Source organism: Actinomadura formosensis, assembly GCF_050948385.1.
In the GTDB taxonomy this organism is placed as follows: Bacteria; Actinomycetota; Actinomycetes; order Streptosporangiales; family Streptosporangiaceae; genus Spirillospora; species Spirillospora formosensis.
Genome location: NZ_CP192011.1, coordinates 5,557,890 through 5,572,157, shown reverse-complemented (window position 1 = coordinate 5,572,157; position 14,268 = coordinate 5,557,890). Strand labels below are relative to the sequence as shown.

The window sequence follows — 14,268 nt, the reverse complement described above, 5'->3', positions numbered from 1 at the left end:
CAGGCGGGCGCGGCCGGTACGCCCGGCGGAGTACCGCGGCTCAGTCCGCCGCGTAGCGGAATCCGGTGTTGCCGGACGAGCTGTCAGGGGAGTTGTTCGTGCGGGCGGCGACGCGGTACCGGTTGCAGTAGGACTCGTGGCACAGGTACGAGCCGCCGCGCAGGGATCTGCCGTCGCCCCAGGGGTCCGCGCACCATTCCCAGACGTTCCCGGCCATGTTGTGGAGGCCGTATCCGTTGGGCGGGAAGGCGGTGACCGGGGCCGTTCCCCGGTAGCCGTCCTCGGCGGTGTTGCGGGTCGGGAAATGCCCCTGCCAGATGTTGCACATGTGCTCGCCGCCGGGGGTGAGGTCGTCCCCCCACGGGTAGCGTTCGCCGGTCAGGCCGCCGCGTGCGGCGTACTCCCATTCGGCTTCGGTGGGGAGACGGCCGCCGGCCCAGCGGCAGAACGCGGTGGCGTCGTTCCAGGAGACGTGGACCACGGGGTGGTCGCCCCGGCCGTCCAGGGAGGAGCCCGGGCCTTCGGGGTGCCGCCAGCACGCGCCCTGGACGGCGCACCACCACGGCGCGCGGCCGGCTCGGGGTGAGATCCGGCGGAGGGAGCCCGGGAGGAAACCCGCGAAGACGTGGGACCAGCCGAATCGTTCCGCGTCGGTGCGGTGACCGGTGGCTTCTGTGAACGCGGCGAATTCGTCGTTGGTCACGGTGCAGGGGGAGATGGCGAATTCCGTGACGGTGACCCGCCGGATCGGGCCTTCACCGTCGCCGGGGTTCACGTCCGGGTCCTCGCTGCCCATCAGGAACGGGCCGCCCGGGAGACGTAGCGTTTTCACAGGTCCTTCAGGTCGTCGGCGATGGCGTGCAGGGTTTCGCGGCTGATGACGCCCACCGCCGTTCCGGCGATCTCCAGGAGGGAGAACGGCATCGCCTCGGGCAGCAGCGGGCTGTCCATGAGGGCGCCCAGATGCTTGCGGAGGACGGTCTCGGCCGCCGGTTCGGCGACGAGCAGGCGGGTCGGTGTCGTCACGGAGAGGCGCGACCGGGGGAACTCGGCGGCGGTCAGCGGCGGGTGTTCGGACGCGACCACCTGGTCCCATTGCCTTCCGGCGAGCAGGTGGGAGGACGTCACCGGACCCGAGGGCGGCAGGCCCAGGCGTTCGTACTGTTCCGGGGGCGCGTCATTGGCGCGCATCAGGCCGGCCATGAGCGTCGCCATGCGCAGTTCGAGTTCGTCGTCGAGGAGAGGGGAGAGCTGCTCCGGGTCGTTCTCCAGGTCGTAAAGGAGCGTGCCGAAGGCGTAGGGGTCGGTATAGGCGTAACCGGGAAGCCGCAATGGCGCGACCCCTTTGGTGAACGGGAACGGCTCGGCCGGCGTCGCGTCCCGGAGTGTCGCCACGGGAATGCGGCCGCGCATGTGCGTGGGCATGAGGGTGTATTCGGCGAGCGGCCGGTTTCCCGGTTCCGTGCAGGCCCGCATGTAGACGTGCCGGCCGTCGGTGACGCCGACGTGGCCGCCGAAACAGCCGAACAGGCCCGCCTCCCGGACGGGTGCGTCCCGTTCGATGACCTCGCGGAGCGGCACGCCCTGCATGTCGGCGGTCCGGGGGACGCCGAAGAAGTCGAGGAGGGTGGGCCCGAAGTCGATCGTCTGGACGAGGCTCGACCGCCGTTCGCCCGCGACCCGGCTGCGCGGGTCCCAGACGAACAGGGGGGTGTGGATCGTCTCGTCCCAGAACGGCGGCGCGTTCTTCCCCCACCAGTCGTGTTCGCCGAGCAGCAGCCCGTGGTCGGTGCAGACGATGAGGAGGGTGTCGTCCCAGAGCGCCAGGTCGTCCATCATGTCGAGGACGCGTCCGAGGGAGCGGTCGCACATCGACAGCAGCGCCAGGTACTGGTTTCTCAGATGGGCGACCTGCTCGGGTGTCTCCGTGACGCGTTTGTAGTCGGGCCAGTCGAAGTGCGGGCCGCCGTAGTCGTCCGGGTAGAGCTTCTTGTAATGGTCGTAGCTGAAGAACGGCTCGTGCGGATCGAACGTTTCGATCTGGACGAACCAGTTGTCCTCGGCATGGTTGGTCCTGATGAAGTGCAGGCCCGCGTCGAACGTGCGCGTCTGCGGATGGTCGGCCTCGTCCTTCATGTAGAGGCGGTTCACCCAGTCCTGGCGGCGCAGCGGGTTCGCCGAATGCGGGACGGAGTCGGGAATGTCGGGGTCGGCGACATGCCCCTTCCATTCGTCGCCCTCCTGGCCCCGGAAGAACTCGAAGGTGTTGTAGCGCGGGTGGTAGGTCGCGCCTCCGTCCAGCCAGTAGTGCTGGTGGTCGGTGGCCAGATGGGTGTGGACGCCGTTCTCCTTCAGGATCTCCGGCACCGAGTCGTCGAACGGTTCCAGCGGCCCCCAGCCGCGATGCAGGAAGTTGTAGCGGCCGGTGTGCATTTCGCGTCGCGCCGGCATGCACGGCATGCTGCCGCCGTAGCAGTTGTCGAAGGTGGCGGTCCGCTCGGCGAGCCGGGTGAAATTGGGGGCGTGCACGTCCGCGGCCCCGTACGGCGGCAGGAAACGCCGGTTGAGGGTGTCGAACATGACCATTATCGCTTTCATGGCACGCCTTTCAACGCACGCTTCTGATCCGGTAGACGGCCGCGGAGCCCAGTAGCATGATGACCGCGGAGACGGCGTAGAGGACCCGGTAGCCGCCCACGAAGGTGAGCACGAACCAGGCCACGCCGAACGCCAGCGGGACGTTCTGCGCCGCGTTGATGACGCCGAGGTCGCGGGCGCGGCTGCGCTGGTCCGGCAGGACGTCGGTGACGAGGGCCTGGTCCACCGACAGGAACGCCCCGTAGCCCGCGCCCAGCAGCACCGCCCCCGCCATGGCGGACGGCCACGTCGGCGCGACCGCGAGCAGCGCGGCGGCGGCCGCCTGCAGCGCCCCCGCGACCGCGATGAGGTCGCGGCGGCGGCCGAGCAGGTCCGACGCCCGGCCGCCCAGGTAGCCGGTCGTCGCGCAGCAGACCAGGTAGATTAGCGTGAGGATCAGCAGCGACCCGTCGGGGTCGCGGCGGTGCAGCACGTCGGTGAGGAAGTACAGCAGGTAGGTCGTCCCGGCCAGGTTCCCCGCGTTGATCAGCACCCGGGACAGCAGCGCCCAGTAGTAGTCGGCGTTCCGCGGGAACGGCACGCGTGTCCCGTCCCCGGGCGCGGCGGCCCGCAGGGCGGGGCGGGAGCGGGTGCGGATCAGCAGGAACGGCAGCGCCGACGCGGCGGCGAGCGCCGCGATGAGCGCCCAGCTTCCGGGGATGGACGTGACCACCATCGTCACCAGCACCATCCCGACGACCAGCGCGATCACCTGCGGGACGCCCATCGCGGCCGACGCCGCGCCGCGCCGGTCCGGCGGCACCCGGTCGGCGATCACGGCGCTGAGCGAGGCCAGCACCGCCGCCGCGCCCATCGAGACGACGACCATCAGCCCGGCCACCACCGGCCAGCTCGTCTGCGTCCCGACCAGCGCGTACGGGACGGTGGCGAGGCCGAAACCGCCGAGCGCCCAGACGCGGCGGCGGCCGAGGCGGGCGGGGGTCCGGTCGCACAGCATCCCGGCGAGCGGCACGCAGACCACCACGACCAGCGAGTTCTGGACCATCAGGTAGGACAGCACGTCCACCTTGTGCTCCGCCGCGATGGTCCCGATGAGGTGCGGGGTCATGAACTGCGGCGGGAGCAGGATCACCAGCCAGTAGCCGAACCAGGCCGCCCCGTACCCGAGCAGCCAGGTCCGCCCGACCTCGCCGGTGGCGCCGCGCTCGGCGGTCGTCAGCTCGTTCATCGACCGCCCGTCTCGGCGCGCCGCCACATCCGCAGGTACGCCTCCGCGCCGCGCGCCAGGTCGTCCAGGATCTCCTGGCCGCCGTAGGCGCGCATGTCGGCGATCCAGTCGGGGACGAGCCCGTAGTTCGCGACGCCGTCGGCGTTGAGGTCCCAGGTGCGCAGCCCGGTGCGCAGCCGGCCGAGCTTCACCGACGGGTCGACGGGGGACGCGAACGGGTAGCGCAGCGGGTGCTCGCGGGCGTCCGCGCGCGGCGGGGGCAGCGGCCCCATCCCGTTGGCGTCCAGGCCGTAGCCGTAGCCGAACGTGTAGCGCGGGTCGCGGGACTCCTTGTTGCGCCGCCACTCCGCGACGAACGCGGGTGCCGAGTGGCCGTAGCCGGTGACCATGCCGCCGAGCCGGTAGACGCGGCGCGCGTAGGCCGGGTCCTCCCAGCTGTGGGACGAGACGACGCCCGGATAGCCCGCCCGCTCCAGCAGGCCGAGGGTCTGCCCGGCGGCCTTGGCGCTCATGTGGTCGATCTCGACGAGCATGTGCCGCTTCATCAGGCCCCGCACCATGTGGGCGCCGAGGCCGGTCAGCCCCTTGACGTTGCAGTGCGGCGCGGGCGGATACAGCGGCAGCGTGATGCCCGCCCGCCCGAGCAGCCGCAGGATCTGCGCGACCTGGCCGCTCACCGCGCCGGCCGGGGCGATGGTGTTGTCGTGGACGGGCCCGGTGCACGTCTCGGCCTGCCAGAACCGCCCGGTCGCGAGGAGGTTGCCGGCGTTGACGACCGCCCCGGTCGTGCCCGGGTCGAACCGCACGCCGCAGAGCGCGTTGTCGAACTTGTGGCACAGGAACATCGAGGACACGCCGAGGCGCCGCATCTCGTCCAGGCCCCGGTCGATGTCGCTGCGGGTGCACTGCGGGACGCCGCCGATCTCACGGCAGCCGAACGGCTCGGACGTCTCGACGCCGAGGACGACGGCGAGTCTTCCGTCCCGGATCACCCGCCGCGCCTCCGCCGGGCCGCGCACGATCCGGAACCAGCCCCGGCCGGGGCCTCCGCTCAGCCCGTCGATGTAGGACTGCATCTCGCGCGTCCGCCGCGCTTCGAGCCGGATGATCGTCATCTCGTCGCACGCGGTGCGTTTCAGCGGGTAGACCTCGCAGAGCTGGCGGTTGGCGACCAGCTGGTTGACGAGGATCCGCTGCCCGGCCCGCCAGGACCGTTCCAGCCACGCGTAGTAGGCCTGCTGGTGGGTGCGGGAGTCCCAGGCGGGCCAGTCCTTGAAGGCCGGCCAGCCGGCGGGGTCGTGCGTGCCGAGCGGGGTGCCGTGCCGGGTGAAGTTCTCGAACCAGGCGAGCGCGCCGTTCCCGGCGTGGTCGGGGCAGTCGGCCAGCGCCGCCCGGATGCCGCGCGGGTCGAACGGCTTGCCGCAGAGCAGCTGCCCGCCGAACGCCTCGTAGGACATGAGGTGGCTGTGGGCGTCGATGTAGCCGCGCACCTCGCCGCCCGCGGCCGTCCCCGCGGCCGTCCCCGTGGCCGGGCCGCCGGTCATGCCGGTGCCGGCGTCGCGGGGGGCCGCGGCGTGCGCGGGCGGGGTGGGGCAGGCCACGGCGAGCGCGGCGGCGAGCAGGGGGGCGAGCAGGGTGGCGGCCGCTGCGACGACGGGACGCCGGGGGGAGCGACGGAAGAGCATGGAGCACCTCGACCGGGGGGAGAGGGCAACGGTCTGAGCGCAGTGATATCACCGATCCGGCAAAAAGTGAACAAGGCTCATGTTCACTTCGGGCCGATGATCTCCGCGAAGTACGCGCGCAGCAGCCGCGCGCCGAGCGCGATCACCGCCGGGTCGCCGTCCTCCGCCGTCTGGTGGGCGAGCCGCAGCAGCCCGTCCGAGGCGGTGATGGCGACGAGCAGGACGCGCTCGTGGTCGGGCAGCGGCGCGAGCCCCGCCTTCGTGCCCAGCTCGTACATCCGCGCGGCCATCTCGGTGTCGATCCGCCGGACGAGGCCCGCGTCGATGGCGCCGGTGTCGCGGAAGTCCGCCACGAAGAAGGCGGTCACGGTGCGGCGCAGCGCGAGGCTCTCCTCGTAGACGAGGACGGCGGCGTCCGCCCATGTCCGCACCGGCCGGTCCCCTTCCCGCTCCGCCAGCCGCTCGCGCACCCGCGCGTCCAGGATCGCCAGGTTCCGCATGGCCAGCTCGTACAGCAGGCCCGACTTGCCGTCGAAGAACTGGTACAGCGTCCCGATGGGCACGCCGGCCCGCCGCGCGACCTCCCGCGTGGTCAGCGCCTCGAAGCCGTGCTCGGCCAGCAGCTCCGCGCAGGCGTCGAGCAGCCGCTCGAAGCGCTCGGCGCTGCGGCGCTGGGCCGGTCTGCGGCGCACTCCGTCCGCCATGGTCCCCTCGCAAACGTGACACTGGTTCATGTTTTAATGTGACGCGCACTCATGTTAGAGCTCGCGTACGAGGGCTCGGCCAGGCGAGAGAGGTGACGCATGCTTCCCCGGTTTCCCGACGGGTTCCTCTGGGGTACGGCCACCGCGGCGTACCAGATCGAGGGCGCGGTGAAGGAGGGCGGACGCGGCACGAGCATCTGGGACGCGTTCTGCGCCGAGCCCGGCCGCGTCAAGAACGGCGACTCCGGCGACGTCGCCTGCGACCACTACCACCGCTGGCCGGAGGACGTCGCGCTGATGGCCGGCCTCGGCGTCAACGCCTACCGGTTCTCGGTGGCGTGGCCGAGGATCCAGCCGGACGGCCGCGGCCCCGCCAACGCCAAGGGGCTCGACTTCTACGACCGGCTCGTCGACGCCCTCGCCGAACAGGACATCACGCCCGCGCTCACCCTCTACCACTGGGACCTTCCGCAGGCGCTCCAGGACGCCGGCGGCTGGACGCACCGCGACACCGCGCACAGGTTCGCCGAGTACGCGTGCCTCGTCGCCGACCGGCTCGGCGACCGCGTCGGCGTCTGGATCACGCTGAACGAGCCGTTCGTCCACATGACCGAGGGCTACGGCATCGGAACCCACGCGCCGGGTGAGGCGCTCCTGCTGGAGGCGTTCCCGGTCGCGCACCACCTGATGCTCGCCCACGGCCTCGCCGTGCCCGCCCTCCGCGAGCGCACCGCCGGGCAGATCGCGCTCACCAACAACTACAGCCCGGTATGGGCCGCGACGGACTCGGCGGCGGACCGGGCCGCCGCGACCGCGTTCGACGCCCTCCAGAACAGGCTCTTCACCGATCCCGTCCTGCTGGGCCGCCTGCCCGACCTGTCGGCCTACGGGGTCCCGGACGAACCGCCGTTCGTCCGGGACGGCGACCTCGCGGTCATCTCCGCGCCGCTGGACCTGCTCGGCGTCAACTACTACAGCCCGACCCGGGTGGCGGCCCCGCGGGGGCGGGCCACCACCGGGGTCGTCCCCGCGCCGGGCGCGTCCGTCCTGCGCGAGGTGAGCGAGCACCTCGACGACGCCGGGCTGCCGTTCGAGGACGTCCCCATCGACGGCCACCCCGTCACCGCGTTCGGCTGGCCGGTCGTCCCGGACGGCCTGCGCGAACTGCTCACCGGCCTGCGCGACACCTACGCCGCCGCGCTGCCGCCGATCCTGATCACCGAGAACGGCTGCTCGGCGCGCGACGAGCCGGGCCGCCCCGACCGGGACCGGATCGCCTACCTGGACGGCCACCTGCGCGCCCTGCACGCCGCCATCGGCGACGGCGTGGACGTCCGCGGCTACTTCGTCTGGTCCCTGCTGGACAACTTCGAATGGGCCGAGGGCTACGACCAGCGGTTCGGTCTCGTCCACGTCGACTACGCCACGCAGAAGCGCACCCCCAAGGCGTCCTACCACTGGCTGCGGGAGGAACTGGCGCGGTACCGGTGAGCGGGACGCCGCGGCCCCGCATCTCCCGGCGCGCTCATCATGGAGGGTTATGAGCGAGCTGACGATTCCGGCATTGCTGGCGCGGGCCGCGAAGGAGTTCCCGGACGCGGAGGCGGTCGTGGACGGCGACGTCCGGGTCACCTACGCGGGGCTGCGCGACCGGGTCCGCGAGGCCACCGCCGCGTTCGTCGGCGCCGGTGTCGGGCCCGGTGACCGCATCGCGATCTGGGCGCCCAACGGGCTGCGGTGGATCGTCGCCGTGCTGGGCGCGATGGGCGCGCGCGCGACGCTCGTCCCGCTCAACACCCGTTTCAAGGGCGACGAGGCCCGCTGGCCGCTCACCAGGGCCAAGGTGAAGGTGCTGTTCGTCGAGGACGGCTTCCTCGGCATCGACTACCCCGGCATGCTCGGGCTGGACGAGTCGGGCGCCGTCCCCGGCCTGCCCGCGCTGGAGTCCGTCGTCACGTTCAACGGGCCGGCGCGTCCGGGCGTCGGCACCTGGGAGCAGTTCGTCTCCACGGCCGCGCCCGCGGACGAGGCGGACGCGCGGGCCGCGAGCGTCCAGCCCGGCGACATCGCCGACATCCTGTTCACGTCCGGGACGACCGGCAAGCCCAAGGGCGTGATGTGCACGCACGAGCAGAACGTCCGCACCTACACGGCGTGGACGGGACGCACCGGCGTGCGGGCAGGCGACCGGTACCTCATCGTGAACCCGATGTTCCACACGTTCGGCTACAAGGCGGGCGTGCTGGCGTGCGTGCTGAAGGGCGCCACGATGGTGCTGCAACGCACGTTCGACGTCCCGGAGACGCTGCGGCTCATCGAACAGGAGAAGATCACCGTCCTGCCGGGCCCGCCGACCATCTACACCTCGCTGCTCGACGCCCCGGGAAAGGAGGACCACGACCTGTCCTCCCTCCGGCTCGCGGTGACGGGCGCGGCGGACGTGCCGGTCGCGCTGGTGCGGCGCATCCGCGCGGAGCTGTTCCCGCAGGTCGTGACCGCCTACGGGCTGACCGAGTCGTCCGGCACGGTGTCCGCGTGCTCGGTGGACGACGATGACGAGACCATCGCCACCACCTGCGGCAAGGCCATCGCGGACGTCGAGATCAAGATCGTGGACGAGAAGGGCGAGCAGGTCCCGCCCGGCACCGACGGCGCGGTCCTCGTCCGCGGCTACAACGTCATGAAGGGCTACCTGGACGACCCCGAGGCGACGGCCGGGACGATCCGCGACGGCTGGCTCGACACCGGCGACCGCGGGCGGCTCGACGAACGCGGCAACCTCGCCATCACCGGGCGGACGAAGGAGATGTTCGTCGTCGGCGGCTTCAACGTGTACCCGGCCGAGGTCGAGGACGTGCTCGCCCGCCACGACGCGGTCGCCGAATCGGGTGTGGTCGGCGTTCCCGACAGGCGCATGGGCGAGGTGGGACGCGCCTACGTCCGGTTCCGCCCGGGCAGGACGGCCACCGAGGACGAGCTGATCGCGCACTGCCGGGAGCGGCTCGCGAACTTCAAGGTCCCCCGGGAGGTCGTCGTCGTGGACGACCTCCCGAAGACCGCGTCCGGCAAGGTCAGGCGCGTGGAACTCAAAGAGCGGCGATGACCCGCGCCCTGTGCTCGGCCACCGAACCCCACGCCGAGTACAGCGCGCGCGCCTTGCGGATCCACAGCGACGGGTCGTACTCGTCGGTGTAGCCGATCGCGCCGTGCACCTGCAAGGCGGTCTTGGCCATCGCGTAGGACGCCTCGGAGGCGGCGACCTTCGCGGCGGACACGTCCCGCGCGAAGTCCGGCGTCCCGTACGACAGCGCCGCCCCGAACACGAGCGGACGCGCGAACTCCAGCTCGACCATCGCGCCCGCCAGATGGTGCTTGATCGCCTGGTACTCGCCGATCGGACGCCCGAACTGCTGCCGCGTCCCGGCGTACTCCACCGACACCTCCAGCAGCGCCTGGCCGAGCCCGATCTGCTGCGCCGCGCACAGCAGCGCGCCGAAGTCGGTGAACCCCCCGCCCTCCGCGACGCGGAACAGCCGCCGCGCCGGGTCGATCGACGCGAGCGCCTCGCCGGCCCGCCGCTCCACGCCGTCGGGCGTGAGGACGAGGTCGGCGACATCGGCGTCCAGCGCGTGGGGGACGGCCAGCGACACAAGCGCCTCGCCCTCCGCGATCCGCGGCAGCCACGGCGACTCGCCCAGCGCCTCGGCGGCGGCGAGGGTCTCCACGTAGGGGCCGGGAGCGGCGGCCCGGCCCAGCTCCTCCGCCGCGACGGCCAGCTCGACCGGCAGCAGCCCGGCGCCGCCGAACTCCTCCGGCACCGCCACCGCGAACACCCCGGCCTCCGCGACCGCCGACCACAGCGCCCGCCCCGGCGCCGAGTCACCGGCCGCCCAGGCGCGGGCGGCCTTCGCCGTGCCCGCGTCGGCCAGCAGCTTGCGCAGCGTCTCGCCGAACATCCGCTGCTCGGCGTCCAGCACGAACTTCACCGCGCCCCCCTCGGCAGGCCGAGCAGCCGCTCGGCGATCACATTGCGCTGGATCTCGTTGGTGCCCGCGTAGATCGGGCCGGCCAGCGAGAACACGTAGTCCTCCAGCCACTGCGACTCCAGTTCGCCGTCCGGGCCGAGCAGGTCGAGCGCCGTCTCGTGCAGGGCCACGTCCAGCTCCGACCAGAAGACCTTGTTGAGGCTGGACTCGGCGCCGATGTCGTCGCTCCGCGAGATCGTCTCGAAGCCCTTGAGCCGGTAGGCGCGCGACCTGATCCACGCGTCCGCGACCCGGTCCCGCAGCGCCGTGCCGGACGGGTCGGCGCGCTCCCTCCACAGCTCGACGAGCCGCTCGGCCGCCGCCGTGAACCGTCCGGGGCTGCGCAGCGTCAGCCCCCGCTCGTTCCCGGCGGTGGCCATCGCGACCCGCCAGCCCTCGCCCGGCGCGCCGATGACGTCCTCGTCCGGGACGAAGACCTTGTCGAGGAACAGCTCGGCGAACGCGGGCTTGCCGTCCAGCCGCCCGATGGGGCGGACGGTCACGCCCGGCGCGTCCAGCGGGAACATCAGATACGTGAGGCCCTTGTGCCGGGACGACTCCGGGTCGGACCGGAACAGCCCGAAACCCCGGTCGGCGAACGCGGCCCGCGAGCTCCAGGTCTTCTGGCCGTCCAGCAGCCAGCCGCCGTCCGCCCGCGTCGCGGTCGAGCGCAGCGCCGCCAGGTCGCTGCCCGCGCCGGGCTCCGACCACGCCTGCGCCCAGATCACCGCACCGGCGGCCATCGGCGGCAGGATCCGCGCGAGCTGCTCCGGCGTCCCGTGCTTCATGAGCGTGGGCGCCAGCAGGTTGATGCCGTTCTGGCTGACCCGCCCGGGGGCGCCCGCCGCGTAGTACTCCTCCTCGAAGATCAGCCATTGGAGTATGGATACGCCCCGTCCGCCGTACTCCTCGGGCCACGACACCACCCCGAGGCGCGCCTCGCCGAGCGTCCGCTCCCACTCCCGGTGCGCCGCGAACCCCTCCTCGGTCTCCAGCGAGGGCAGCGGCTCCGCCGGGAGGTGCGCGCGCAGCCACTCGCGCACCTCCGCGCGGAACGCCTCGTCCGCCGTCCCGAACTCAAGATCCATGAGAACCTCTTTCTAACAACTGTTTGGTAGGGTAACCGGTCGCCCGCGCCCCCGGCCTCCCCTTCCGCCCAGTGAGATCCTCACGGCCTCCCGGTGCCCGGCCGTCAGGGGACGCGGGCCACGCCGCAGAACGCGTCCACCGCCGGCGGCTCCCCGAACGGCGACGGCTCGGGACGCCAGCGCGACACCGGGACGACACCCGGTTCCAGCAGTTCCAGGCCGTCGAAGAACCCGGTGATCCGCTCCGGGGAGCGCAGGTTGTAGGCGACACCGCCCGCCTCGACATAGAGGGCGATCGCGCGGGCGCGGGCGGTGTCGTCGCCGTCCCCGCTCGGCGTGCCGAACACGTCCGTGCCGTCGCAGACGACCACGTGGCTGCCGGGGGCGAGGGGCGCCACCAGCCGTGCGAGGACGCCTTCCGGGTTCTCCTCGTTCGTGAGGTGGCCCAGGATGCCGAGCAGCAGCAGTGCCACGGGACGGCCGAAATCCAGCGTCTCGGTGGCCCCGGCCAGGATGGTGTCGGGATCGCGGATGTCCGCGTCGATGTAGGACGTGGCGCCCTCGGGCGTCGAGGTGAGCAGCGCGCGGGCGTGCGTGAGGACGAGCGGGTCGTTGTCCACGTACACGACGCGGGCGTCCGGTGCGACGCGCTGCGCGACCTCGTGCGTGTTGTCGACCGTGGGCAGCCCGGTCCCGATGTCCAGGAACTGCCGTATCCCCGCCTCGCCCGCCAGACACCGGACGGCGCGCCCGAGAAAGGCCCGCGAATGCCGGGCGATGTCCACCTGACCGGGGAAGATGCGGACGAACTCGTCCCCGACCTCCTGGTCGATGGGGTAGTTGTCCTTGCCGCCCAGCCAGTGATTCCAGATCCGCGCCGAATGCGGAACGGACGAGTCGATCCTTGCGTTGCCGGCCATATGAGGCCCTTCTGTGTGGGGGATTGTGCGGGGGATATCGCGTCCTGCGGACGATATGACGGTCTAGCGACCCTCTTCAGTGAGGGAGGTCGCAGCACTTCTTGGACTTGCGGACAGAGCCGCGTTCAGCATCGAGGTAATAGGCGGATGTGCTCATCTCGCCAACGTACAGAAGAAGGCGCGCGTGAGGAGCGGACGGGCGGTGAAGACCCGTTCCCGCGACCCCGAACCACCGCCCGCGCGCACGATCAACCACTGTGCGCCTAAGCAGAGAAATCCTCACACGCTGAACCTGCGGGTTGTGGGCTAGCGCGCGTCGTGACTGTCAGCGGGCATGACGGCCTGCAAGTGTTCGCATGCCTCGCGAATCTCAGGTACCCGGGTCCAGTGGGTCGACATCCTCAAGATCTCAGCGGCCCGTGTGTTGACCCTGGCCGAAGCGACAAGAGGGAGAGCCCTCGCCAGCTCCGTCACTCGATCGAACGCAAACCGCGAGCGGCTAACACATCCGGGGTCAGCCCCCGTAGGCTGATCGCGTGACTGAAGACTCGGCACGGTGTCCGTTGCTGGTGCTGTGGGATGTCGATCACACGTTGATCGAGAACAGCGGCGTCAGCAAAGAGACCTACGCAGCAGCATTCGGGTTGCTCACGGGACGGGAGGCTGAACTCCGAGCCAGGACGGACGGCCGGACCGACCCGGTCATCATGGCGGATCTGGTCGAGCGACACGGACTCACTGTGACGGCTGAGTACCAAGAGCGGTTCGGAGAGGTGCTTGCGGCGGCGCTCTCGTCTCGGGCTGATCGGCTACGGGAAGTGGGCTTCGCCCTGCCAGGTGCGCGGGAAGCCATTGCGGCGCTGAGCGCTCAAGAGGGCGTGATTCAGTCGGTCGTGACTGGCAATATTCGGGCGAACGCGTTCACCAAGGTGGCGACGTTCGATCTGCACCACGGGCTTGACTTCGAGGTTGGCGGCTACGGCTCCGACGACCACATACGAGCCAACCTGGTCGGCATTGCCCGGGAACGGGCCTCGGCAAAGTATGGCGTGCGGCTTGACGCAGGAAACACGGTGGTGATCGGCGATACTCCTCGGGACGTTCAGGCTGGGCGTTTGGGCGGCGCCTACGTTGTGGCGGTGGCGTCGGGCAGTGACAGCATTGAACGGCTGAGGGCCGAGGAACCTGACGTCGTGCTTCCGGACTTGGCGGACACGGCGGCGGTTGTTGCAGCCGTCATGGCTGCCCGGCAGGTGGCGGGCTCGTAGCGTCTTGGGTCCACTGCTTCCAGAAGTTGGATTCCTCGATTGGGTCACCGGTAGCCCAGACCTTCTCGAAGCTTGTGAGGTAGGTATCGAAGAGGTCCGCGCCCTCGATGCGGCGAAGGTGCAAAACCGGCGCAATGTACCCATACGTCCCATAGAGGTGCTGATTAATCAGCATCTGATCGTCGTAGCGGAAGATCGAGTTGTATAGGGACGTGCAGTGAAGCAGGAACTCGATGCCTGGCGCGCCCACTAGCGGACTGTAGTAGGTGAGCGCCATGCGAATGCGCGCGGGGATGGCATCGTAGAGACGCTCTTCGACGCCTCGTAGTGCCATCTGGGGGCTATCGGGGTTGCCCATGATGATGCGGACGCGTGCGCCGCTCTCCGCTTTGGTGCGAATGATCTCGATGGAGTCCGGGTTCTCCTCCGGCAGGAAAAGACTCGCGTTGGCAAGAAGCCAGATGTCTCTTGTGGCGCTGGCCAGCAGGTCAGCCCACAGTTGACGGGGCGTGTCGGCCCGATGCGCGTAGTGAGCGACGATCTCAGATTGTGAGACCGCCTCATGGTCCCCCTCCAAGGCCGGCCATAACCAGGCGGCGGGGGCTTCGAGAAGTTTCGCCGCCCGGTAGGCGGCCGTCCTGCGTGGCGTTATGTCCCTTGTTATCCAGCGCTGGACGCTCTTGGGGTCGAGGCCGAGTTCCTCGGCCAAGCTTTGCTCGGTATAGCCACTGCTGATCAGTGTGCTCCGCAGT

12 protein-coding genes are annotated in these 14,268 nt (G+C 70.9%); 3 read left to right on the top strand and 9 right to left on the bottom strand.

Features of this window, described 5'->3' with window-relative positions; all coding sequences use genetic code 11:
* Nucleotides 1-40 precede the first annotated feature (40 nt).
* From ACQP1N_RS26130 to ACQP1N_RS26110, 5 genes are all read right to left on the bottom strand, one after another.
* Nucleotides 41-832, bottom strand: coding sequence for a formylglycine-generating enzyme family protein (locus ACQP1N_RS26130; protein ID WP_067805619.1), 792 nt, complete (start codon nt 830-832; stop codon nt 41-43).
* The gene (locus ACQP1N_RS26125; protein WP_433227273.1) at nt 829-2,598 is read right to left on the bottom strand and encodes a sulfatase; all 1,770 of its coding nucleotides are present in this window, start codon (nt 2,596-2,598) and stop codon (nt 829-831) included. Before ACQP1N_RS26125 ends, ACQP1N_RS26130 begins: the two co-directional genes overlap by 4 nt.
* Before the next feature lie 10 nt (nt 2,599-2,608).
* Complete coding sequence (locus tag ACQP1N_RS26120; RefSeq protein ID WP_433227271.1) at nt 2,609-3,826, bottom strand: MFS transporter; 1,218 nt, start codon at nt 3,824-3,826, stop codon at nt 2,609-2,611.
* A complete protein-coding gene (locus ACQP1N_RS26115) occupies nt 3,823-5,511 on the bottom strand; it encodes a Coagulation factor 5/8 type domain-containing protein (RefSeq protein ID WP_433227269.1) in 1,689 nt (562 codons plus the stop codon). Before ACQP1N_RS26115 ends, ACQP1N_RS26120 begins: the two co-directional genes overlap by 4 nt.
* An 83-nt stretch (nt 5,512-5,594) precedes the next feature.
* On the bottom strand, nt 5,595-6,215 hold the full coding sequence (locus ACQP1N_RS26110) for a TetR/AcrR family transcriptional regulator (protein ID WP_433227267.1): 621 nt from the start codon (nt 6,213-6,215) through the stop codon (nt 5,595-5,597).
* A gap of 99 nt (nt 6,216-6,314) precedes the next feature.
* Here ACQP1N_RS26110 and ACQP1N_RS26105 point away from each other — a divergent pair, with 99 nt between their 5' ends.
* A complete protein-coding gene (locus ACQP1N_RS26105) occupies nt 6,315-7,706 on the top strand; it encodes a GH1 family beta-glucosidase (protein ID WP_433227265.1) in 1,392 nt (463 codons plus the stop codon).
* Between the two features lie 49 nt (nt 7,707-7,755).
* The gene (locus ACQP1N_RS26100) at nt 7,756-9,318 is read left to right on the top strand and encodes a FadD3 family acyl-CoA ligase (RefSeq protein WP_433227263.1); all 1,563 of its coding nucleotides are present in this window, start codon (nt 7,756-7,758) and stop codon (nt 9,316-9,318) included.
* On the opposite strand, the gene ACQP1N_RS26095 is transcribed toward ACQP1N_RS26100, so the two are convergent.
* From ACQP1N_RS26095 to ACQP1N_RS26085, 3 genes are all read right to left on the bottom strand, one after another.
* Entirely contained in the window at nt 9,302-10,201 is a 900-nt protein-coding gene (locus ACQP1N_RS26095) for an acyl-CoA dehydrogenase family protein (protein ID WP_067805640.1), read from the bottom strand. The two genes, ACQP1N_RS26100 and ACQP1N_RS26095, sit on opposite strands and share 17 nt — an antisense overlap.
* On the bottom strand, nt 10,198-11,328 hold the full coding sequence (locus ACQP1N_RS26090) for an acyl-CoA dehydrogenase family protein (protein WP_433227261.1): 1,131 nt from the start codon (nt 11,326-11,328) through the stop codon (nt 10,198-10,200). Before ACQP1N_RS26090 ends, ACQP1N_RS26095 begins: the two co-directional genes overlap by 4 nt.
* A gap of 104 nt (nt 11,329-11,432) precedes the next feature.
* Nucleotides 11,433-12,248, bottom strand: a complete 816-nt coding sequence (locus tag ACQP1N_RS26085; protein ID WP_433227259.1) for an SAM-dependent methyltransferase — start codon at nt 12,246-12,248, stop codon at nt 11,433-11,435.
* A 536-nt stretch (nt 12,249-12,784) separates the two neighbouring features.
* Between ACQP1N_RS26085 and ACQP1N_RS26080 the strand changes: the two genes are divergently transcribed.
* Nucleotides 12,785-13,516: a haloacid dehalogenase-like hydrolase gene (locus ACQP1N_RS26080; RefSeq protein ID WP_433227258.1), complete on the top strand. Its 732-nt coding sequence runs from the start codon at nt 12,785-12,787 to the stop codon at nt 13,514-13,516.
* Here ACQP1N_RS26080 and ACQP1N_RS26075 read toward each other — a convergent pair.
* Nucleotides 13,485-14,225 (bottom strand): XRE family transcriptional regulator, encoded by a 741-nt coding sequence (locus ACQP1N_RS26075; protein WP_433227256.1) that lies wholly within the window; start codon nt 14,223-14,225, stop codon nt 13,485-13,487. The two genes, ACQP1N_RS26080 and ACQP1N_RS26075, sit on opposite strands and share 32 nt — an antisense overlap.
* Nucleotides 14,226-14,268: the final 43 nt, after the last annotated feature.